Below are 22,000 nucleotides of genomic sequence, written 5' to 3' on the forward strand. Positions count from 1 at the left end.
GATGACCTGGACGATACCGTCATTGCCTATGTGGAGAATTGGTGCAACACCCTCCCCCGTAAAATACTGGGATACCAGTCTCCTAACGACCGATTCGAACAGGGGTTGGCATCTGTTCTTTAGTTACAAATAATGGAATTGAGGTGGTTGTTGCATTTATTATTGCAATCTAAGAAACAAAGTTTATTGATGAAATGAAATTTTTCCTATTGTTTTTCCTATTGTATGTAAAGGTGAAGCGATTCATCTTTGGCTGAAAATTGGATGAACATATGGCTGAAATTTCAGTTGACAATTACATTCATCGTTATACCGATCATCAAGTTCCATATCCGCCGTTCCCTCGCTCAATTTCTCCGTGACCCGCTGCATACGTATGAGGGGTCTGGTGATGATTTGAGAGAGTGCAAACACAAGCACAAGCGTAATAAATGTGATCATTCCCATGACTATGAGGAATTGTTTCGACAATTGAGACAAAATATCCCGGATGGTCTCGGAAGGCGAAAACATATATACACTCCCTCTATATTCTCCATCAATCATAATAGGAGAAAGCGTGGCTACATAAGGATTCTCTCTCCAATTGTCTTCGATAATTCTACTCCCGCTCTCCGGAGCAGCAGTAGTGCGTCTCACCACTTCCTCCTGAAAAGGCTTCCCTTCCGACGAACGATGGATGATATCTCCCTCTGTGTTCGCAATAATCACATCGGTAGAAGCCTCCGCTTCCATGAGAGTGACGTGTCGAAGCGTTGAAGCGTCAAAATTATTTTCCAGAACGTCCTTGTGCCCCGCTCCCCTTGCAAGAAGGCCATCCATTACTTCTGTGATTCGCTGAGTGGAAATCGACGTATAAAGAATAAAAAACAAAGATAGTTCAATCAAAAGCATCAGAATGAAAAACAGAAGTCCGAGTTTCACCGAAAGTTTCCGTCTCATAGCACCCCTCCGAATTTAAAAGCCGGTCCACCCGTTAAAGAATCGATACGTGAGAAAGGAAGTAAGATCCGACATCCAGCCGAAAAACAAGAATACTCCCATTAGAATCATCATATACCCTCCGAAGGTGACAATGCGATGATTATATTTCTTCAGCCATTCCATCTTCCCGATAAAGGAAGCCATCACAAAAAACGGAATAGAGAATCCAAGGACATAACTCACCATATAAAGAACCGCTTCATCCGGCGAGGAAACCCCGAGAGCAATGACAGCAGCCAGGATAGGTCCTGTACACGGGGTCCATCCTGCCGCGAATGCCATCCCTACCGCACTTGATCCTATGTATCCCGGCGGCCGGTTCTTCAATGTCACCTGTCGTTGACGAAAAAAGAGTTTCGGCTTGAAAAAACCGATAACCACGAGTCCCAAAAGCACGATGAAAATAGCGCCAAGTTGACGTAATAGGTCATCATATCTCAAAAACCAACTTCCAATCCACGAGGTCGAAAAACCGATGGCGATGAAAATGATGGAAAATCCTATTAAAAAGAATAGCGTGTGAAGCATCGGTTGTTTTTGAAAAAAGGTTCGTTTCCCTTTCAGGTCGTCCACAGACATTCCAGTAATATAAGAAAGAAAAGCAGGATAAAGGGGGAGGCAACATGGAGAAATGAACGACAGAAAGCCTGCACCGAATGCAAGCACGATATTCACATCAGCCATTTAATCTCCCTCCCCTTCTGGCACGATACGTTCCATGTATCCGTTTATCTCCTGTTCCGACATGCCTGCGGTAATTCTGTCCACGACATACCCGTTCTCATCAATGAGGAAAGTGACAGGAATAGGACCGATACCATACGTGTTCAGGAGGGCTTCTCCTGTATCCATAGGTATGGGAAATGTCATGTTTTTCCGTTCTACAAACCCTCTGGTCGTCACTTCCGTCTCTCCAACGTTCACCGCAAGTACTTGCACACCTCTATCTTCGAAGATTTTAGACTGCCTTTCTATATAAGGCATCTCTTCTTCGCAAGGCTTGCAATAGGTCGCCCAGAAATTCAGAAATACCCCTTCTCCTTTATAGTCACTCAAACGAACCGTTTCTCCTTCGAGGGTCTCTAATTCAAAATCCGGAGCCTTATCTCCAGCTTCGACAACGACAGATTCTCCGGAAATACTCTGATAAACAACAAAACCTGCGAGTCCAGCGAATAAAAGAAGCACCGCTGTTCGCATCCACAGACGCCTTTTCTTAGTTTTTGACATGTTGCTTCCCCCTTACTTAGCACTAGGATGTACGTAAAATAAAGACAAAAGCTGCGCGGAATCGTTACCCTGGCTCTCCCTCCGTGAGTATGCTTTTCCACGTTTCTCCCTCATCTTCCGTCATGTAGCTGCTTCCGTTCATCGTAAAAATCGTAAGTTCTTCCTTCTCCGGATGTACAGCTGAATACAGGACCGCGTCCTGCCCGAAATCCGGAAGGGGGATATCGGTGATCGTCTCCGACTCCAGGTCATAGGTTTGGAACGATGCTTCGTTTTGAAGCAGTCCAAAATATAGTTGATTACCTGTAAAAGTAAGACCGGACGCCTGCCCCGTTTCAGAAATCCTCTCGAACGTCTCTCCGGCATCGGTGCTCAGGAACACACCGGATTCCGCGGCAGCAGCTACCATCTCCTCATCGCTCGGATGTACAGCTAATTGGAATAATTTTTCAGGAAGATTTTCAGCTGCCATCGCTTCAAAGGTTTCCCCTCCATCGAAACTCCGGTGGAACCCTGTATCGAGATTGTCATCCGGCTGGCTATTCAGGAGATAGATGGCTTCATTTTCATACCCGACACCCATAAGGTGAAAATCACTCTCTCCTGTAAATCCGAGGGATTCGAGTTCTTGCTTTTTCACTTTACCTTTCTGAAGACCAAGAGGATTCGGCAAATCTGAAGATGCCCCCGGGTGGCCGGACACATACATCCCTTCTTCTGTTGCGTTGAATCCCATGTAATCATTTTTATGGTGCGGACTCTCCATCCACTCATTATCCTTGTACACTTTCAAACCGTCATGGGACGCAAATGTCACCCCTTCCGCATCGGTATAACCGATGCCATGCACGTGTTCAATGGTGCCTTCCATTTCTTCAAGCTGGACGTTCCCTGTCCCTGAGCTTCCTTGATTTTCTTCTGTAGTCTCTTCCGTTTCGTCTCCACTACAAGCCGCCAAAATTAGTACCAAGCCACTGAACGCAAGAGCTGTTTTTTTATGTTTCACTGTCCATTCCCCCTCCATTGAGCTTCTTCCATTCTGCCAGAAAATTGTCGAGATTTTCTGCAGATATCCTCCCTAATTTCAGATCATTTTTAAAACCAATACGTGAGCGTATCCATGATGCCAATCAGCAAAAGAAGTGCTCCGGCTATTTTCTGGATACGGCCACCTATTTTTCTTCCATTCTTCATCAATGACTTCTTATCGATACCGAACCAGGTAAATAGAAACAGAAAAAACAAGAGAGGCATAGAAGTACCTATCGCAAAAATCGGCGGTAACGCTGCCCCATAAGAAGTTGTGAGCACCATGGGCATCAATGTCATGAAGAAGAGAACAAACATCGTCGGACAGAAGGCAAGTGTAATGCTAACGCCGAGAAGAAAACTTCCTGTTTTGCTGTTCCTTATAGACGGAAGGAGTTTGCTTCCGAGCGATAGCGTCCATTTCATAGAAAAGACTCCTATCATGAACAGTCCGATTCCGATAAGCATCGGGCCGATAGCTTTGCGGAGATAAGGAAACCAGGAAGATAGTTCCCCCTGGACCTCCTTTCCGAATAGCCATACGGCCAGGCCAAGAACAGAGAAGACAAGCACCTTTCCAAGCATGAAATAAGTGACATGCCCCCACGGAACTTTATCCTTGAACGTCTGATTTCCATAAATGGTCATCGCCCCTACGTTCCCCGTCATTTGACACGGAGCCACGGCTCCGACAAGTCCCAGAAAAAAAGCTCCTAGTAATGGAACCCCTTCCTGTTGGGATGCCAGTTCCATGAAAGGTTGACTAAAAAATCTGCTTACTTCATTAAACAACTGATACATACCTCCCCCCCCTATCTCTATTTGTTAGTGTACAAGGGAATTATGCAGATTTTGTGTATACGAGGTGGTGGGAGTCCGACTTTTGTAATTATGCGTCTCTTGGTTCTGGTCATCCTTTACAGTAACAGCTAATGTCTTTTCATTATGAGTGCCCATATACGCTGAGCTGGACAAAAAAAGAGAGAGGGATTCCCCTCTCTCTTACGAAGCCTTCAATAATTTAGCATTGACTGCAACAATAATGGTACTCAAACTCATCAATACTGCCCCTACTGCAGGACTTAGTACAATGCCAATCGGCGCTAGGACACCTGCTGCGAGTGGTATGGCAAAAATATTATAACCTGTCGCCCACCAGAGATTCTGGACCATTTTCCGATAGGTTTTTTTCGATAAATCCATTAGTGCCACAACATCATTCGGGTTGCTTTTCACAAGCACCACATCAGCTGTTTCCATTGCTACATCCGTACCTGCGCCAATAGCAATTCCCAAATCAGCTGTAGCAAGTGCCGGCGCATCATTCACACCATCACCCGTCATAGCAACCTTCCAGCCTTTTGCTTGTATTTGTTTCACCTGATTCGCTTTGTCATCCGGTAAAACTTCTGCATAGACTTCATCGATACCCAGTTGTTTTGCTACCCAGTTTGCAACCTTTTTATTGTCTCCTGTTAGCATAATGGAATGTATTCCATTTTCCTTCAGGGTTGAAATAGCTTCTTTTGCTGTTTCACGAACGATATCTGCTAACGCGATCATCCCGATCAATTCATCTTCAAGCAGAACAAATACGACGGTCTTTCCTTCTTCTGACATTTCATTAAACAACTGCTGATCGTAACTAAAATTATTATCACTTACATAACCCGGACTGACAACATTTACTTTTCTTCCGTCCACTTTCCCTTGAATTCCTTTTCCTGTTATCGACTCGAAATCAGTTAATTTTCCTAAAGCAACCTCTTGTTCTTTCGCTTCCTTCACAATCCCGGTTGCTATCGGATGTTCAGAGTTTTGTTCTACAGTGGATGCATATTTTAAAAGATCTCCTTCGTTATATCCCTCACTAGGCACGATATTAGTTACACCAAATTCACCTTTTGTCAGTGTACCTGTTTTGTCAAAAACAACCGCATTTAAATTACGTGCCCCTTCAAAATTAGCACGGTTCCGAATTAGCAATCCTTTTTTGGCAGAAATAGATGTAGAAACTGCTACAACAAGAGGTGCTGCTAACCCGAGTGCATGCGGACAAGTAATAACCATAACGGTAACCATCCGTTCAATGGCAACATCAAAAGAGTACCCCAAGAGCAACCAAATAAATAAGGTTGCAAGACCAGCAGCTAGTGAAAGGTAAAATAACCACTTAGCCGCGCGGTTCGTCAAATCCTGTGTTCTGGATTTTGATTCCTGTGCTTCCTTTACCATTGTAATAACCTGTGATAAATAGGAATCTTCCCCTGTTTTTTCAACCTTTACGGTAAGAGAGCCTTCCTTATTAATCGATCCGCCGATGACTTCATCACCTTTATTTTTTTCAACCGGAACAGATTCCCCCGTAAGCATAGATTCATCAATAGCCGAATTCCCATCAATAATCGTTCCGTCTACAGGGATCTTTTCGCCCGGTCTTATAAGTACCCTGTCATTATTTTCCAACTCCGATAATGGGACATCCTGTACTTGATCATTATCATCTAATCGATGTGCTTCGTTTGGCATAAGTTTCACCAGCTGTTCAAGCGCGTTAGATGCACCCATCACAGACCGCATTTCAATCCAGTGACCGAGTAACATAATGTCAACCAATGTAGCCAGTTCCCAGAATAGCTGACTGCCTTCCCAGCCGAATACAACCATGGTGCTGTATCCGTACGCTATGGTAATCGCAAGCGCAATGAGTGTCATCATTCCAGGGTTCTTATCTTTCAACTCACTGATTCCGCCTGTTATAAATGGCCAGCCACCATAGAAAAATACTACGGTTGATAATGCAAATAAAATATACATATCACCAATGAAACGCCAATCAACTCCCATGAAATCTTGAATTATAGGTGATAAAGCGAGAATTGGAATGGTAAAAATTAAAGAAATAAAGAATCGTTTCTTGAAATCTCCAATCATATCTCCATGATCATGGTGCCCATGACCTCCGTGGCCGCCATGGTCATGTCCCCCGTGACTGTCATGGTCATGAGCATGACTTTGATGACTGTCATGGCTATGTTCTTCACCATCATGATGGTCATGGTTATGGTGGTTGTGTTCGCTATGCTTATGTTTTTCGTCCTCATGTTTTGCCATTAATATCACTCCTTCTAAATTATTTCTTTAAATAAAAAAGCTGATTTTCCAGTCAGAAAACCAGCTTTTTTATTTTTTAGGCACTAGGCACTAACATCATAGCCTTGATCTTCAACAGCTTCTTTTAGTGTATCAACATTTACTTTTGATTCGTCAAAAGTAACATCTACTTTGCCAGATTTTAAGTTAACTTCAGCTGCTGATACGCCATCTAATTCATTTAATGCACCTTCAACGGACATTTTGCAATGTCCGCATGTCATGCCTTGAACATCTAGCGTTTTTTGTCCCATGCTTTTTCACCCCCTTTAAAGGTTTTAGAAAAAGTTATATCTTAACTCTCTTCAAGCGAAGGGAGTTAGAAACAACACTTACTGAACTTAATGCCATAGCTGCACCGGCAACCCATGGTGCAAGTAATCCAACTGCTGCAACCGGGATTCCTGCTGTGTTGTAGCCGAATGCCCAGAAGAGGTTTTGACGGATATTTCTAATTGTCGCATGGCTGATTTTAATGGCTTTCGGTATGAGCAATAGCTCCCCACCAAGAATCGTAATGTCAGCAGCTTCAATGGCCACTTCTGTACCAGTTCCAATGGCAATTCCAATATCGGCGATTGCAAGCGCAGGAGCATCATTTACCCCGTCCCCAACCATTCCAACCTTTTTACCTTGTAACTGAATTTCTTTTACTTTATCCGCTTTTTCTTCAGGCAATACTTGGGCTATTACTTGATCAATTCCTACCTGCTTTGCAATTGCTTGTGCAGTTCGCTCGTTATCGCCTGTTAACATGATAACTTCCAAGCCTTCTTCTTGTAACTCTTTAATTGCTTGTGGTGCTGTTTCTTTAATCGTATCTGCAACGGCAACAATTCCGCGATACTTCCCATCAACAGCAATTAACATCGCTGTTTTTCCATCCACTTCATAGTCGATCAATTCCTGCTCCGCACTACCAACATCAACTTGGTGATCTTGCATGAGTTTTCGATTTCCTACAAGAATGTTATTGCTGGAAATCGTAGCTTCGATACCATGACCAGGTATCGCATTGAAATCATCTACTTCACCTAACTCAATATCTTGTTCTGTTGCATAGGCAACAATCGCTTCTGCAAGTGGATGCTCGGAACCTTTTTCCGCACTAGCGAGTAATTGTAATGTCTCATCATCACCTGTAAAGTTTGTTACTTCAGGTTTTCCTTTTGTAATTGTTCCCGTTTTATCCAACACGATTGCATTTAATGCATGGGTACGCTCGAGATGTTCTCCACCTTTAAAAAGAATGCCATTTTCTGCACCTTTTCCTGTGCCAACCATAATAGATGTTGGTGTTGCAAGGCCTAAAGCACAAGGACATGCAATCACAAGGACAGCAATCGCTGCGACTAAAGCAGGTTCAAATTGCCCAGGTTGGACAAACGCGATCCATACAGTAAATGTTAAAATGGCAATACCTACAACGATTGGTACGAAATAGCCGGAAATGACGTCGGCTAGTCGCTGGATTGGTGCTTTCGATCCCTGTGCATCCTCGACTACTTTCACAATCGATGCAAGTGCCGTATCTTTACCAACCTTCGTTGCATGCATTTCAATCGAACCGTTTTTGTTTATCGTTGAGCCGATTACGCTAGCATCTACGTCTTTTTCAATCGGGATGGACTCCCCTGTAATCATCGATTCATCTACAGAGGTTCTTCCTTTTACAATCCTACCGTCCACAGGTATTTTTTCTCCAGGTTTTACAACTAATCGATCACCAACGACAACTTCCTCAACTGGAGTCATGATTTCCTCGCCATTTCTTATCACGCGAGCTTCTTTTGCCTGTAAATTAAGCAAAGAAGATAGTGCATTCGTTGTCTGGCTTTTTGCTCTTGTTTCCAAATACTTCCCAAATAAAATCAACGTAATGATTACAGCACTTGTTTCAAAGTACAAATGCGGTTCGTACACTGGATTACCGATGGTCCTAAACGCTTCGAATAAACTATAGAAATATGCTGCACTCGTTCCTAATGCAACAAGTACATCCATGTTTGCCCCGCCATTACGAAGGTTCTTATATGCACCAACATAAAACTGCCAGCCGATAATAAATTGTACTGGTGTTGCGAGTGCAAATTGGAACCACGGATTCATGAATATATACGGTGTATTCATATTAAATAAATGAACCAACATGGTTACTATTAGCGGTGCAGTTAACACGGCTGAAACAATTAATTTCGTCTTCATATTTTTAATTTCTTTTTCTTTATGCGTTTGCTTTTCTTCTGCTTCCGCTTTAAGTTGCGCATCATAACCCAATTTTTTGATTTTCTCAATGATTCCTTTTGTATCTACGAGTCCTGGGTTATATTCTACAGATGCCGTTTCTGTTGTTAAGTTTACATTTGCAGATTTAACCCCGTCTTGCTTATTCAATACCTTTTCAATACGGGTTGAACAGGCGGCACAGGTCATTCCAAAAACATCTAAATCTGTTTGTTCCATTAAAACGCCGTAGCCGACTTTTTCAATTTTATTCGAAATATCTTCGATGGAGGTTTTCTCTGAATCATAGTCTACTGTTGCTTTTTCTGTCGTTAAATTAACCTGTGCATCTACTCCATCCATTTTATTTAAAACTTTTTCAATACGATTGGAACAAGCAGCACAGGTCATGCCTGTCACACCAAGTGTTGCATGGTTTGTTTCGGTTTCACTCATGAATGCTCCCTCCTAACTACTTGGAAAACTGCTTCAGTACACTCATTAATTCTTCAATCGTTTCCGCGCCTTCACCTTGTTTAATCGCATCACTGACACAATGGTTGATATGTCGTTCCGTGACTGCGAAACCTACATTTTTTAATGCGGATTGAATGGCGCTAATTTGTACTAAAATATCTACACAATAGCGATCCTCTTCCACCATTTTCTGTATTCCACGAACTTGACCTTCTATACGTTTTAAACGATTAATCGTTTTTTCCTTTTCAGCTTCTGTTCTTGGGGTACTTGGGTGATCACGTAAGAATTTATCCAAATGAATCACTTCCTTTTCTTTTATACTTATACTATACCCCCGCATGGTATATTTGTCAACAAAAAAATCAGGAAAAAGTTAAATTACACCTTTTTCATAATTACCATACTAGCTAGGGGGGTATTTAGCCAAAAATACTCTCGCTCTAATCATAATGATATTAGCTATCCTACATTTAGCAGCCTTTTTATTTCATCCTTATTCCTTTCAAACCCAATCATACTTTTTGGCTTTCTCACCAACCTCAAAAGGGATGGATCAGAAAATACAAGTGCTGGTACGATTCTATTTCCCGTTATCTTTATAAGATCTTTTTCTTTTGATGGTTGTTTTGCCAAATCATATTGCTTGTGCGGAATATGATGACCTTCCAAGAATTTTTTCAGGTCCTGGCAATCCGAACAAGTAGGTCTCGTGTAGATTTCCAAATGATATTTAGCCATCTCTCTCCCCCCTATTGCTTATTCTTTTACTTCTATAATAAACTCCATGTCTTCTTCGAAAAGATCTAGCGTGAGTTTACTACAATAACCTCACGCTAGAGTTTTACTTTAAATAGCTGTTTGATGACATTACTTAAGCTTTTAATAGTTTTGCATTTATCGCAACAATAATGGTACTCAAACTCATCAATACTGCCCCTACTGCAGGACTTAGTACAATGCCAATCGGCGCTAGGACACCTGCTGCGAGTGGTATGGCAAAAATATTATAACCTGTCGCCCACCAGAGATTCTGGACCATTTTCCGATAGGTTTTTTTCGATAAATCCATTAGTGCCACAACATCATTCGGGTTGCTTTTCACAAGCACCACATCAGCTGTTTCCATTGCTACATCCGTACCTGCGCCAATAGCAATTCCCAAATCAGCTGTAGCAAGTGCCGGCGCATCATTCACACCATCACCCGTCATAGCAACCTTCCAGCCTTTTGCTTGTATTTGTTTCACCTGATTCGCTTTGTCATCCGGTAAAACTTCTGCATAGACTTCATCGATACCGATCTGTTTGGCCACCCAGTCGGCGACTTTCTTATTGTCACCGGTAAGCATGACAGATCGGATTCCTTGTTCTTTCAACTCCGCCACAGCTTCTTTGGCGGAGTCACGTACCATGTCAGCGAGGGCAATCATTCCGATGTATTCATCATTCACGAGTACGAATACCACCGTTTTCCCTTCCTCGGACATACGTCCGAAAGCTTCGGAATCATACGCGATGTCATTTTCTTTCATATAGCCAGGGCTCATGACCTGAACGTTCTTCTCATCCACATTGCCGCGCAGGCCACGTCCTGTGACTGATTCGAAATCTTCTACTTGACCAAGGGTTATCCCTCGTTCTTCCGCTTGTTCCAGGATCCCGCGTGCCAACGGGTGTTCGGACTTTTGTTCCAGGCTCGCTGCCCAATAAAGAACTTCCGTCTCCTCCACGTTTTCCGGGACAATATCCGTGACACCGAATTCTCCTTTGGTGAGGGTACCTGTTTTATCGAAGATGACGGCATCGACATTCCGCGCGTTCTCGAACTGGGTACGATTACGAATCAAAAGCCCCTGTTTTGCAGATAAAGAAGTGGAGACTGCAACAACAAGTGGTGCTGCGAGCCCGAGTGCGTGCGGGCAGGTGATGACCATGACGGTGACCATCCGCTCTACCGCCATATCCACCGGATATCCAAGTGCAAGCCAAGTAATGAACGTAATGATACCAGCACTGAGAGCCAGATAGAACAACCACTTCGCTGCACGGTTCGCAAAATCCTGTGCTCGTGATTTGGAATTCTGCGCTTCCTCGACGAGCGTGATGACCTGAGATAAGTAGGAATCTTCCCCGAGTTTCTTCACCTCTATCGTCAAGCTTCCTTCTTTGTTGATGGAGCCACCGATCACTTCTTCTTCCGTTCCTTTTTCAACAGGTACCGATTCTCCGGTAAGCATCGATTCATCGATGGCGGATTTTCCTTCTACAATTGTTCCGTCCACCGGAATCTTTTCCCCGGGCTTCACAAGTACTTTATCTCCGGAGTCAAGATCGTTCACTTTCACTTCTTCCGTCGATCCGTCTTCTTTTACTTTATGAGCCTTATCCGGCATCAGTTTCACGAGCTCTTGAAGGGCATTGGAAGCTCCCATCACTGATCTCATCTCGATCCAGTGGCCGAGCAGCATGATGTCGATCAGCGTCGCCAGTTCCCAGAAGAAATTACGTCCTTCCCAGCCGAACACGACCAGGGAACTATATACATACGCAACGACGATGGCAAGACCGATCAGCATCATCATGCCTGGATTTTTGTTCTTCCCTTCGTCGATGGCTCCTGTAAGAAAAGGCCAGCCGCCATAGAAGAATCGGAAGAGTGATGATCAGGGAAATATAAAATCGCTTTTTGAAATCATCTACCATCGCTCCGTGGTCATGTCCCCCATGATCGTGGCCATCATGCCCGTCATGGTCGTGATGTTCCTGTTCTTCATGCTCATGTTGGTGGTGTTCATGTGCCATAGCTCTACTCCTTTCTATGGATTATTGACATCATTCAGTTCGAACGGGGAATAAACCCCTTCATAGTCGACAATCGTCACCATTCCTCTATCCGCATGGTTGTTGTCATGACAATGGAATAGCCATTCTCCCTGGTTGTTCGCCTCAAAATAAATCGTGTAGGACTCCCCGGGTTTCACGTTGATCAGATCTTTGACGACGCCACCGCCAGATTCCGACTGTACCTGGAATCGGTGCCCATGAAGGTGCATCGGATGGTTGAGTCGTCCCTCATTCGTTATCTCCACTTTGACGATATCTCCTTCTTCCACCTGGATCGGAGGGGTATCCGGGAAAATTTCTTCATTGATCTGCCACGTCATTCCTTCTCCCATATTCATGCCCATACTCAAATCCATGTCGTAGGAAACGTCCGCTTTCGGTATATCTTCAAAAAGCAGTTCTTCACTTTCATAAGATGTACCTTTCACAGCTTCTGTATCCGTCTCTGGAGCAGAAGAGGCTGTCTGCTCCCCGCCCGGGGAAAGGACAGGGATTTTCATATCCGCTGCATGTTCCACGTCTGTGGTATGAGCAATCTGCTCTGCCCCCTCTCCTTTCGTGAATAAGACATCAATCCTTTCTCCGGGGGCAATTTGCAACACGTTTCGACCAGATGAACTCTCCACCTTCTCGGCATCCACCGCCAGCATTTCCATCGACCCTTCAGGAAAAACGAGGCGGTGCAGCTGATATCCCGCGTTCACAAAACGCAGTCTCGCTGTTTCTCCTTCTTCCATCTCGAGGGGATCAATGGCCGACCCAGCTTTTCCATTGACGGTGAATGTGTCATACATCTGTTTCGTATCCGCTTCTCCGTCCCCGTTCATGGAGCCCATCATCATTCCGGCCATATTCGTCCAGTCTTCCCGGTCCTGATTCACAGCCCATTCATCAAGAATGAACGTTTGATCCTCATCAACCGATGGACCGTCTCCTTCAACGACAAGAGGGCCATACAGACCTTTATCTACCTGAAGAGAACTGTGCTGGTGGGAGTGATACCAATACGTCCCCGGGTTATCTGCCACAAACTCATACGTAAACGACTCGCCGGGTTCCACCGCGTCCTGTGTCACTCCCGGCACTCCATCCATCCTGTTTTGAAGAACCACTCCATGCCAGTGAATCGTCACCGGCACATCCAGTTCATTCGTCAATTCCACTCGGACGAAATCCCCTTTTTCTACTCGGATCGGCTCATCCGGAACCGTTCCGTTGTACGTCCAAGCATCGACGGACTCTTCTCCTTCTATCGTCCAGGAGGTCTCTTCTGCCGTCAGATCAAATTCCTTTACCGGACGCTCCCCCGCTTCGACAGCCGGCAGATCCAAGATACTCCTCCCGTTTTCATCTGTATTGATTTCTCCATCTCCGGACTCCTGCATGAAAGGGGACTGGACAAAGACCCATCCCCCGATTCCAAGCAGAAGAAGAATCATGATGGAACCTGTTATATACCGTTTCATATTCTTCGCCTCCACTACTTTTCCTTCAGTTTCTTTTTCAATCGGTCGTACTCTTCTTCAGAAATTTCTCCCCGGGCTAGCCGGTTTTTCAGTGTGTCTTCGTGATTCTCTGGAGAGGAGGTGTTCGTGTTCCTATTGTTCGAGTTCCCTCCCCCGGGTTTCACCATCCAGATCACGATGACGACAATCGCTGCGATAAGTAGCAGAAAAATCAGACCGAATCCGAAAAAATTTCCGAAGAATCCGCCTCCCATGCCACTTCCGTTCATCATTCCACCCATGGTTTTCATCTCCTTTTACCCATGCCGGGTATGGTTTTCATTGCCTTAAAATTTTTTCTGCACTATTCCTGTTCCCCGAATTGTGCAGAAATTATGAATATCTGTGGAAAAAAGAAAAAAGATCGGCTCTTTGCCGACCTTTTCCTTATTAAGCAATTTTACGGCAGGCATCTGCACACTTGCGGCAAGCTTCTGCACATTCCTGGCAGTGGTCATGATCGTGTTTAGCACATTCTTCTGCGCAGTCATCGCAGATTTTCGCACAAACGGAAGCGAGTTCAGATACATAAGCACTACCTCGTGTAATCGCCGCTTCAAGATACCCACAGATATCTGCACACTCACGGTCGAGACGGATGCATCCTGCCATCATCTTCACGTCGTCTTCTTTGAGACAAGCGTCGAAACAGTGGTTACAAGCCTCCATGCATTCGTGCAATACGTTCAATGTTTCCTGGTGTTGTTGATGAGCCATCTTTCATACCTCCTGAAAAATAGTATGTCGTCCGTGCAGTTCTTACGATAAGTGGAAAATCATAACGGACGCTTATGCAGTAGAGTGCCCAGCAAATGTGCAGAAATTGTGAAGAAAAGATTTCTTAAACGAAAGATAGTGATATTTTCTACCATAATATCATCTGAGTTTATTCAACAGGTGACAATTCTCTTTCTATTACCCATTTATGATTTTCTGCTTCTTCTCCAGTTGGTTTCTAATTCAAACCAAGTGGCTACATATTTAGCTAAATAATAGGCATGATTATCATAAAAACAAGATAAAAAGGAATAGCCTTTATAACTTGGTCCCCATACGCAGGTAATTTAACGATTTGAGAAGCCACAAAAATGAAAAGGGTTAAAGCCATTAACGGAACAGGTAACCAAGCTGAGCTATCCAAGACCAAAATGATTCTATTGAACACTCGCCCTCCATTAGTTGAAGACTCGAAATTAAGATAATATGTAACACCTTTTTTAATAACGTAACTTGATCCGTCTGTGAGCTGTAACTGTTGCACCAATTGGTGCAACACATCCATTACCACTACCACACACTAGATGTTCTGCCATTTTCACAGCTAGAGTATGACACCTGAAAAGCCACCTTTTAATACTTCTTTACCCTTCTGGTTTGTACAAATAAAAGAAGCAATAATAGCTGTTCTGTTCTTTTCTTGCTTTTCATACTTTTCAATTTGAGCCTCACATCGAATGGTATCTTCCGTAAAAACAGGACGAAGAAATTCAAAATCCATATGACGCGCCATGACATTGTTATCTCCACCTATTTTTGTCGGCAACGTTGCTGTCAGCAACCCCTGAACTACGAGTCTTCCCTGATCATCCGGAGTTAAATGATGGACGCCTTCATCACCTGAAATCTTCGTGAACAATTCTACGTCTTCTACTGTAAACGTCCGATCAAAAGTTATTTTGTCTCCTACTTGTAAAGTCAACGCTATTCCTCCTGTTATGTTGGATGTTTTGATTACCTTCATCCTAAACAGAATAATGATGGCTTTTGCTATACTTTTAGCCGTTGCATTACATTTTACAATCAAGTCGTATAGATAGGCTACACTTGATTGGACAGTTTCGTTAAGGTCCGTTACACTTTACGAAAATCGAACGCCGAGGAGTGCCGAACCATGACCAAACGAAATCGTCGTAGCTTCACCCCTGAATTCAAGAAACAGATCGTCCAGCTTTACGAAGGTGGCAAGCCAAGACAGGAAATCATCCGAGAGTATGAGTTGACGTCTTCTTCTTTCGACCGTTGGGTGAGCCAATATCATGATACCGGTTCGTTCAAAGAAGAAGATAACCGTTCGCCGGAAGAGAAGGAATTGATCAAGCTTCGTAAAGAGAATCAACGTCTTAACATGGAGAACGACATTTTAAAGCAAGCGGCGCTGATCATGGGACGAAAGTAGATGTGATCCGGAATAACCGTCACAACTATTCGGTATCAGCAATGTGTGCCGTCCTGCAACTCCCGAAGAGTACGTATTATTATGAAGCAAAATTAAAAGATACATCCGAAGAAGATGAGCTAACAGCCCGGATTGTGGATATCTTTCACCGAAGCAGGAAGAACTTCGGAACCCGGAAAATCAAGCATGAGCTTCAAACAGAAGGGCGCAAGGTGTCTCGTCGTCGCATCGGTCGCATCATGAAAGAGCAGGGGCTGGTGTCCAAGTATACCGTTGCCCATTTCAAACCGATGAAAAGCACGTGCAACGAGTCGGATCAGGGGAACACGTTGAATCGTCACTTTGACCAGAATCAGGCTCGCAAGGTTGTCGTCAGCGATTTGACGTATGTGCGCGTAGGTACCAAATGGAACTATATCTGTGCCATCCTCGATTTATATAACCGGGAAATCATCGGTTACAGTGCCGGTGCTAAAAAAGATGCAGCCCTTGTCCAGAAAGCGTTTGCTTCCATCGAGGGAGATTTGAGGGACATTCACCTCTTTCATACCGACAGAGGCAACGAGTTTAAAAACCAGGCCATCGAAGAACTGCTTGAAACCTTTGATATTGATCGTTCCCTGAGTGAAAAAGGATGCCCTTATGACAATGCCGTTGCCGAAGCTACATATAAGGTACTGAAAACAGAATTCATCTATGGAGAAACATTCGAGAACCTTAAGGAATTAGAGCTGGCCTTATTCGATTATGTCCACTGGTACAATAACATACGCATTCACGGGACGTTAGGCTATCTTACCCCGGCCGCTTATCGCCGGAAACACCTTAACGAAATGGTCTAGTTTTGTGTTGACGATCCACTAACTGGCGGTAATCTATTTTGTTCAATTAGATTATACCCTATTTGAACATTCAATGTAAAAAAAGGTTGCCTTCATGGCAACCCCCTAAGCCTTAAGGCAAATGGTTTTATTCAGCAATCGCGCCCGTTAATGGAATTATCCACTTCTACTATTAGCTGGTATTGCAGAATATCGTCAATATTCTTCTTAAAGAAGAGTTCAATATCACTTCGCTAATTTATCTACCTGGACCTAGCTGACAGTCATAACAAAACCCCAAGTAACAGCTGCTACTCAGGGTTAAATAATACATTTTATTTCTCACCACTTAATTCCACTAATATTTTTGCTTGTGATTTATCGTTTGTCAATGCTTCGAATCCATTTTCAACAATATCATCCAATTGAATTTGGTCTGTAATAATTCCCTGTGGTTTTAATTGTCCTGTTCCCATTAAATCTACAGTTTGTTGGAATGTAGTAGGTGTATATGCGATTGTTGATGTAACTTTTACACCTGTATTTGTAAGCTGTATTGGATTCCATTCAATCTCCCTAGCAAATATAGAAACAATAACCATTGTTCCACGTGCCCTTGTTGCATCAATTGCTTGTTTAAATGTTGGTGCTACTCCGGCAACTTCAAAGGAAACATCTACTCCATCTGGAACAATTTCCTTGATTGCTGTAACAGCATCTTGTTCGCTAGAGTTAACGACATGGGTTGCTCCTAATTCTTTTGCTTTTTCAATTCTAGTTTCCGACAAATCTAAAGCAATAATCTTGCTGGCACCAGCAGCTTTAGCTGCAATAATTGTCACTAAACCAATTGGACCTGCACCAAATACAGCTACCGTATCACCAAACTGCAGTTTCCCTTCTTTTACAGCTTGTACGGCAACCGCAGTTGGTTCTACTAAAGCTCCATCCTGTAGTGTTAAAGATTCTGGAAGTAGATAAACGTTATCTTCTGGTACATTTGCATATTTAGTAAAACCACCGTCACCGTGAAGGCCGATAAAGCTGAAACCATCATAAGGATCAAGGTCTTCCGACTTATTTCCATAAGTGATTGTTGGATTAATTACTACTCTATCGCCAACTTTATATTTTGTCACCTTTGGACCTACTTCTTCAATAACACCCGCAAATTCATGCCCCATGGTTAGCGGAGCGATTTCTCCAGTTAACGGATCCTCTTTTTCATTTGGTACAAACACCGGTCCCTCTTCATACTCATGTAAATCACTGCCACAAATACCTGCCCAAGCTACCCTTACTTTAACATCGGTATCTTTCGTTTGTTTTAGTTCTATTTCCTCTACCCGTAAGTCTTTTTTTCCATACCAGACTGCAGCTTTCATTGGATATTACCTCCTGCTTAATTAGTAGAAAATAGTTATAAGAATACTATATTGAAGGAATAATCAATATTAATTCCTATGATTTTATTATACTATTGATTTTTCCAACTTTCTATTAAATAGACTTTAATTTCTAACCAAATACACATATCTCATTAACAGTTTTGCGATTGTTTATTTTAATTCGGTTGCATGGTTTATTCTCGGGTCTTTGTTCATATAATTTTACCATTCCTCGATATTTACCTTTTTACTTATCCAGTTTATTCAGTGAACTTTTATTTAACCGTACAAATATTCATAAGAAGAATTCCCCCTCATCTGAATCTCTTTTTATTTTCATCGTATATGGATTATTTTATTCAATAAAATGACCCTTATATATGATGCTCACGCTAATCCTTATTCAAGAATGGCGCCCGATTATGGAACATCATACCACCCCCTTATTAAAACAGGAATGAGAATAAAGCATTGAATGTCCCATTTTCAAACATAATATAAATTCCTAGCCCTATAAAAACGATTGGAACAATCCAGCGTTCATAATTCTCAATTTTTTCCGACACCAAATCTATGGAAGCTAAGCGATAGCTGACATTGCATAAAACTCCAACCATAATGAAAAAAACAATAATAGCAACAATGATTTCAATCATATTTAACGCCGTAAAGTACGGTATATAAATGGAAAAATCATCCGCACTGGAAGCTAATACAATGAAAGTTACCGTCAAAAATAATTGATTAAATTTGCCTGAGGAAAATAAGGATAAAATGCTACTTTCATCTTCATCCTCTTCCCCTTTAATCCATATTTTTACACCTAAGTAAAGTGGTAAAAGTCCAAGTAGTCCTATAACCCATTGTTGAGGAATTAAATTTGCAACCCCCAGAGCAACTAAAAGACTTGCTCCTATAATAATTGCAGTCCCTATATATTGTCCTATCCAAATATGTTTTGCCTGACCTTTTTTTATTTGCGAAAACAATAGAATTAATATAACGAGATAATCAATTCCTGTCGCTACATAAACCGCAGCAGCTGTAAGTATTGTTGTAATCATTTTTCCAACTCCAATGTTTAGGGATAAGGGCTTTTCTTCAAATTGAAAAGCCCTTCCGTAAATTTCACACATATAGTACCTATTTATCCTTCACTCTCATCAGTCGTAAACCATTTAACGCTACTAAAAGAGTTGCACCCATATCCGAGAGAATAGCAATCCAAAGTGTTAACCAGCCCGGAATGACTAGAAGTAAGGCAATGAATTTAATAGCAATGGCAAAAGCTATGTTCCCCTTGATAATATTTAACGTTTTTCGGCTCAGTTTAACAGTAAAGGGAAGTTTCCTTAAATCATCACCCATTAAAGCAACATCTGCCGTTTCAAGTGCTGTATCAGTACCAGCTCCACCCATGGCTATCCCAACTGTAGAAGCTGCTAAGGCCGGAGCATCATTGACACCATCCCCCACCATAGCAACATGGTTATGCTCCGATTTTAATTGTTTAATTACATCTAATTTATCCTGTGGTAATAACTCTGATTGAACATCCGTTACGCCGACATGTTCACCTATCGCATTTGCAGTGCTATGATTGTCACCTGTAAGCATAACCGTTTTTTGAATTCCTGCTTGATGTAACTTTTGAATAACTTCCTTGCTTGATTGCCGCACTTCATCTGCAACAGCAATAATAGCTTCAATCTTATCCTCTGTCCCTGCGACCATAACTGTTTTTCCTTGCTTCTGAAGTGTTGCAACATCCTGTTCTATTGCCTTACTAAAATTAGATACCGATAACTCTTTAAATAATTTCGGATTTCCAATATAATACATCTTCCCATTTATCTTACCCATTATCCCTTTGCCCGTAATTGAAGAAAAGTCTTCTACGAGTATGTCAGAATAAGAAATATTATCACTGTCAGCTTTATTCATAATCGCTGACGCTAATGGGTGCCCGGAACGATATTCTAATGCAGTTATGATTGACAGCAGTCCTTGTTCATCTGTTTGATCTTCGATTACGCTATAATCTGTTACAACAGGAACACCTTTGGTGAGGGTACCTGTCTTATCAAAAGCGATAGCCTTCAATCCACCGATTTCTTCTAGGTAAACGCCACCTTTTACAAGGATACCTTTTTTCGCAGCATTTCCTATTGCAGAGACAATGGATATTGGAGTAGAAATAACCAACGCACAAGGGCAACCAACGACAAGAACAGCTAAACCTTGATAAATCCATGTTTCCCAACTTCCATCAAAAAAGAGAGGGGGGGCCACAGCAACTAGCGCTGCAATAATCATAATGATAGGAGTATAATATTTTGCAAACTTATCAACAAAAGCTTGGGCTGGCGCACGCTCGCCTTGCGCTTCCTCAACAAGATGAATAATTTTAGAAATCGTTGTATCTTCAACCAATTTTGTGATTTTTACTTCAAGCAATCCTTCTTCATTAAGCGTACCTGCAAAGACTTCATCTTCGACAGTTTTTTCAACAGGAACCGACTCACCTGTTATTGCTGCTTGGTTAATGGCAGAGTAGCCATTAACAATAATGCCATCCATCGCAATCTTTTGCCCTGGCTTAACAAGCATAATATCGCCAATCTCGATATCATTGACATGAACCTTTATTTCCTGTCCATTTCGTCTCACAAGTGCATCTTTGGGGGCAATATCCATCAATGAACTAATTGATTGTCTTGCTCGATCCATCGAGAACCGTTCTAAGGCTTCACTAAGGGCAAAGAGAATGACAACAATCGCAACTTCTGCCCATTCCCCTATAATAACGCCGCCGATAACGGCAATTGTCATAAGGGTCCGCATATCAAACTCTAACCGAACTAAATTTTGCAATCCTGTTTTAAAGAGTGATAGCCCACCAACAATCATTGATGTAATAAATAGCAGTGCAGTAACAATATTATCATTCCCATTAACGGACATGGAAAGAAAACCGAAAGCTATAAATAATACCGAATAAAGCAGCGTACTGTGCTTTTTATAAAATGGTACTTTGTCTTCCTGTTCTTTTTTTTCCTCACCCGGTTCTTCTGAGGATTTCTCAGGTACCACTTTAAGATTCTCAAAAGCACCTGCTTTTTCTAATTCCTCTACAGTCGTTTCACCATATACGGAAATTTTAGATGCTCCAAAATTGACTTTCGCATCTTGAACTTCCGGTAAATTCTTAACATTCTTCTCAAACTTTCCTGCACAGTTCGCGCATGAGAATCCTTCAACAAAATAAACATTTTTATCTTTTTTAACCTCTATCGGAGCTTGCCGCCTGGTTTTTTCTGGAGCTACTTTAAGATTCTCAAAAGCACCTGCTTTTTCTAATTCTTCTACAGTTGTCTCACCATAAACAGAGATTTTGGAAGCACCAAAATTGACTTTTGCATCCTCTACTCCTGGAATATCCTTAACATTTCTTTCAAATTTACCTGCACAATTTGCACATGAAAATCCCTGGACCCGATAGACGTTCATTTCTTCTTCCATTGGTTCTATCTTTTGTTCAGACATTGACCTTCACTTCTTTCTTATGTGTTAAGGCGATCATCATTATCTGCCTAATATGTTCATCATCTAACGAATAGAAAGCGAGTTTTCCTTCTTTTCTTAAGTTGACAACACCTTGCTTATAAAGCGTTCGTAAATGATGAGAAGCATTTGCTACCGTAACACCTAAAATATTTGCTATATCACAAACACATAACTCTTCATCCTGACACAAAGCGTAGGTGATTTTTGCTCTGTTTTCATCAGCAATTGCCTTTAACATTTGGGTAACACCAGAAATATCAACTGTTTCTAAATCCCCTTGTATTCGATTAACCTTTTCTTCGTCATAACGTAAGCGTCAAATAATCCCCACCTTGATAAAAGGATGGGGATTTGTCGTTTATAAAACAGGGCTATGATTGGACAGGAATGCGGCAGCGTTCTGGAAGCTGCGTAGACCAGGGAAGCCATTCATCCAAGGAAGCATCTTCCTGCTGCTGGGGCAGCGTCTCAAATAAATAGGTTAGATAGGGAAACGGATGGAGATGATTTTCTTTCGCCGTTTCGATAATGCTGTAAATGATGGCGCTCGCTTGAGCGCCGCGGGGTGTTTGGGAAAAAAGCCAATTTTTGCGGCCGATCA

General features: G+C 42.4%; 20 protein-coding genes and 2 pseudogenes. 2 read left to right on the top strand and 20 right to left on the bottom strand.

Annotated features, from left to right (window positions below; all coding sequences use genetic code 11):
- Positions 1-123, top strand: a pseudogene (locus BM058_RS18950) (IS30 family transposase); the annotation flags it as partial.
- A 120-nt stretch (positions 124-243) separates the two neighbouring features.
- Here BM058_RS18950 and BM058_RS16095 read toward each other — a convergent pair.
- The 15 genes and pseudogenes from BM058_RS16095 to BM058_RS16170 all read right to left on the bottom strand — a co-directional run bounded on the left by BM058_RS16095 (position 244) and on the right by BM058_RS16170 (position 15,146).
- Positions 244-942 carry a HAMP domain-containing protein gene (locus BM058_RS16095; RefSeq protein WP_090928365.1) on the bottom strand — a complete coding sequence of 233 codons (699 nt, stop codon included), beginning with the start codon at positions 940-942 and terminating at the stop codon, positions 244-246.
- 15 nt (positions 943-957) lie between these two features.
- Positions 958-1,668 carry a cytochrome c biogenesis CcdA family protein gene (locus BM058_RS16100; RefSeq protein WP_090928367.1) on the bottom strand — a complete coding sequence of 237 codons (711 nt, stop codon included), beginning with the start codon at positions 1,666-1,668 and terminating at the stop codon, positions 958-960.
- Positions 1,669-2,214 (bottom strand): thiol-disulfide oxidoreductase ResA, encoded by a 546-nt coding sequence (gene resA / locus BM058_RS16105; RefSeq protein WP_090928369.1) that lies wholly within the window; start codon positions 2,212-2,214, stop codon positions 1,669-1,671.
- Positions 2,215-2,278: 64 nt separating this feature from the next.
- Positions 2,279-3,220, bottom strand: a complete 942-nt coding sequence (locus BM058_RS16110; RefSeq protein WP_233129781.1) for a F510_1955 family glycosylhydrolase — start codon at positions 3,218-3,220, stop codon at positions 2,279-2,281.
- An 89-nt stretch (positions 3,221-3,309) separates the two neighbouring features.
- Positions 3,310-4,044, bottom strand: a complete 735-nt coding sequence (locus BM058_RS16115) for an urease accessory protein UreH domain-containing protein (protein WP_090928373.1) — start codon at positions 4,042-4,044, stop codon at positions 3,310-3,312.
- A 201-nt stretch (positions 4,045-4,245) separates the two neighbouring features.
- On the bottom strand, positions 4,246-6,357 hold the full coding sequence (locus tag BM058_RS16120) for a heavy metal translocating P-type ATPase (protein ID WP_090928375.1): 2,112 nt from the start codon (positions 6,355-6,357) through the stop codon (positions 4,246-4,248).
- Positions 6,358-6,440: 83 nt separating this feature from the next.
- Positions 6,441-6,650 carry a copper chaperone CopZ gene (gene copZ / locus BM058_RS16125; protein WP_090928377.1) on the bottom strand — a complete coding sequence of 70 codons (210 nt, stop codon included), beginning with the start codon at positions 6,648-6,650 and terminating at the stop codon, positions 6,441-6,443.
- Positions 6,651-6,684: 34 nt separating this feature from the next.
- Positions 6,685-9,075, bottom strand: coding sequence for a heavy metal translocating P-type ATPase (locus BM058_RS16130; protein WP_090928379.1), 2,391 nt, complete (start codon positions 9,073-9,075; stop codon positions 6,685-6,687).
- A gap of 16 nt (positions 9,076-9,091) precedes the next feature.
- Positions 9,092-9,394 (bottom strand): metal-sensing transcriptional repressor, encoded by a 303-nt coding sequence (locus tag BM058_RS16135; RefSeq protein ID WP_090928381.1) that lies wholly within the window; start codon positions 9,392-9,394, stop codon positions 9,092-9,094.
- A 164-nt stretch (positions 9,395-9,558) separates the two neighbouring features.
- On the bottom strand, positions 9,559-9,837 hold the full coding sequence (locus BM058_RS16140; protein WP_090928385.1) for a glutaredoxin family protein: 279 nt from the start codon (positions 9,835-9,837) through the stop codon (positions 9,559-9,561).
- A gap of 133 nt (positions 9,838-9,970) precedes the next feature.
- Positions 9,971-11,900: pseudogene (locus BM058_RS16145) on the bottom strand (heavy metal translocating P-type ATPase).
- A 14-nt stretch (positions 11,901-11,914) separates the two neighbouring features.
- Positions 11,915-13,408: a multicopper oxidase family protein gene (locus tag BM058_RS16150; protein ID WP_090928387.1), complete on the bottom strand. Its 1,494-nt coding sequence runs from the start codon at positions 13,406-13,408 to the stop codon at positions 11,915-11,917.
- A gap of 14 nt (positions 13,409-13,422) precedes the next feature.
- Entirely contained in the window at positions 13,423-13,689 is a 267-nt protein-coding gene (locus BM058_RS16155; RefSeq protein WP_076570559.1) for an SHOCT domain-containing protein, read from the bottom strand.
- A gap of 148 nt (positions 13,690-13,837) precedes the next feature.
- Positions 13,838-14,164 carry a four-helix bundle copper-binding protein gene (locus BM058_RS16160; RefSeq protein ID WP_076570561.1) on the bottom strand — a complete coding sequence of 109 codons (327 nt, stop codon included), beginning with the start codon at positions 14,162-14,164 and terminating at the stop codon, positions 13,838-13,840.
- A 604-nt stretch (positions 14,165-14,768) separates the two neighbouring features.
- The gene (locus BM058_RS16170; protein WP_090928391.1) at positions 14,769-15,146 is read right to left on the bottom strand and encodes a hotdog family protein; all 378 of its coding nucleotides are present in this window, start codon (positions 15,144-15,146) and stop codon (positions 14,769-14,771) included.
- 192 nt (positions 15,147-15,338) lie between these two features.
- Between BM058_RS16170 and BM058_RS16175 the strand changes: the two genes are divergently transcribed.
- Positions 15,339-16,465, top strand: a protein-coding gene (locus tag BM058_RS16175; protein ID WP_090928393.1) for an IS3 family transposase whose coding sequence is annotated in 2 segments (ribosomal slippage) — positions 15,339-15,588 and positions 15,588-16,465 — 1,128 coding nt in all. Because the reading frame shifts where the segments join, the coding sequence is not laid out codon by codon here.
- A gap of 314 nt (positions 16,466-16,779) precedes the next feature.
- Here BM058_RS16175 and BM058_RS16180 read toward each other — a convergent pair.
- The 5 genes from BM058_RS16180 to BM058_RS16200 all read right to left on the bottom strand — a co-directional run.
- Positions 16,780-17,829: a 2,3-butanediol dehydrogenase gene (locus BM058_RS16180; protein ID WP_076572473.1), complete on the bottom strand. Its 1,050-nt coding sequence runs from the start codon at positions 17,827-17,829 to the stop codon at positions 16,780-16,782.
- 449 nt (positions 17,830-18,278) lie between these two features.
- Positions 18,279-18,896 carry a CadD family cadmium resistance transporter gene (locus tag BM058_RS16185; protein WP_076572477.1) on the bottom strand — a complete coding sequence of 206 codons (618 nt, stop codon included), beginning with the start codon at positions 18,894-18,896 and terminating at the stop codon, positions 18,279-18,281.
- Positions 18,897-18,975: 79 nt separating this feature from the next.
- Entirely contained in the window at positions 18,976-21,378 is a 2,403-nt protein-coding gene (locus BM058_RS16190) for a heavy metal translocating P-type ATPase (protein ID WP_076572471.1), read from the bottom strand.
- The gene (locus BM058_RS16195) at positions 21,371-21,682 is read right to left on the bottom strand and encodes an ArsR/SmtB family transcription factor (protein WP_090928395.1); all 312 of its coding nucleotides are present in this window, start codon (positions 21,680-21,682) and stop codon (positions 21,371-21,373) included. Before BM058_RS16195 ends, BM058_RS16190 begins: the two co-directional genes overlap by 8 nt.
- Before the next feature lie 88 nt (positions 21,683-21,770).
- Positions 21,771-22,000 (bottom strand): transposase domain-containing protein (locus tag BM058_RS16200; protein WP_143083054.1); only part of this gene is annotated, 230 nt, incomplete at its 5' end.

The sequence above is a fragment of the Salibacterium qingdaonense genome (assembly GCF_900114715.1).
GTDB classification, from domain to species: Bacteria; Bacillota; Bacilli; order Bacillales; family Marinococcaceae; genus Salibacterium; species Salibacterium qingdaonense.

Excerpts from the sequence above, each read along its gene's own strand:
- BM058_RS16095 (WP_090928365.1), bottom strand. The coding sequence starts at position 942 with ATGAGACGGAAACTTTCGGTGAAACTCGGACTTCTGTTTTTCATTCTG.
- BM058_RS16100 (WP_090928367.1), bottom strand. The coding sequence starts at position 1,668 with ATGGCTGATGTGAATATCGTGCTTGCATTCGGTGCAGGCTTTCTGTCG.
- resA (WP_090928369.1), bottom strand. The coding sequence starts at position 2,214 with ATGTCAAAAACTAAGAAAAGGCGTCTGTGGATGCGAACAGCGGTGCTT.
- BM058_RS16115 (WP_090928373.1), bottom strand. The coding sequence starts at position 4,044 with ATGTATCAGTTGTTTAATGAAGTAAGCAGATTTTTTAGTCAACCTTTC.
- BM058_RS16120 (WP_090928375.1), bottom strand. The coding sequence starts at position 6,357 with ATGGCAAAACATGAGGACGAAAAACATAAGCATAGCGAACACAACCAC.
- copZ (WP_090928377.1), bottom strand. The coding sequence starts at position 6,650 with ATGGGACAAAAAACGCTAGATGTTCAAGGCATGACATGCGGACATTGC.
- BM058_RS16130 (WP_090928379.1), bottom strand. The coding sequence starts at position 9,075 with ATGAGTGAAACCGAAACAAACCATGCAACACTTGGTGTGACAGGCATG.
- BM058_RS16140 (WP_090928385.1), bottom strand. The coding sequence starts at position 9,837 with ATGGCTAAATATCATTTGGAAATCTACACGAGACCTACTTGTTCGGAT.
- BM058_RS16150 (WP_090928387.1), bottom strand. The coding sequence starts at position 13,408 with ATGAAACGGTATATAACAGGTTCCATCATGATTCTTCTTCTGCTTGGA.
- BM058_RS16155 (WP_076570559.1), bottom strand. The coding sequence starts at position 13,689 with ATGGGTGGAATGATGAACGGAAGTGGCATGGGAGGCGGATTCTTCGGA.
- BM058_RS16160 (WP_076570561.1), bottom strand. The coding sequence starts at position 14,164 with ATGGCTCATCAACAACACCAGGAAACATTGAACGTATTGCACGAATGC.
- BM058_RS16180 (WP_076572473.1), bottom strand. The coding sequence starts at position 17,829 with ATGAAAGCTGCAGTCTGGTATGGAAAAAAAGACTTACGGGTAGAGGAA.
- BM058_RS16185 (WP_076572477.1), bottom strand. The coding sequence starts at position 18,896 with ATGATTACAACAATACTTACAGCTGCTGCGGTTTATGTAGCGACAGGA.
- BM058_RS16190 (WP_076572471.1), bottom strand. The coding sequence starts at position 21,378 with ATGTCTGAACAAAAGATAGAACCAATGGAAGAAGAAATGAACGTCTAT.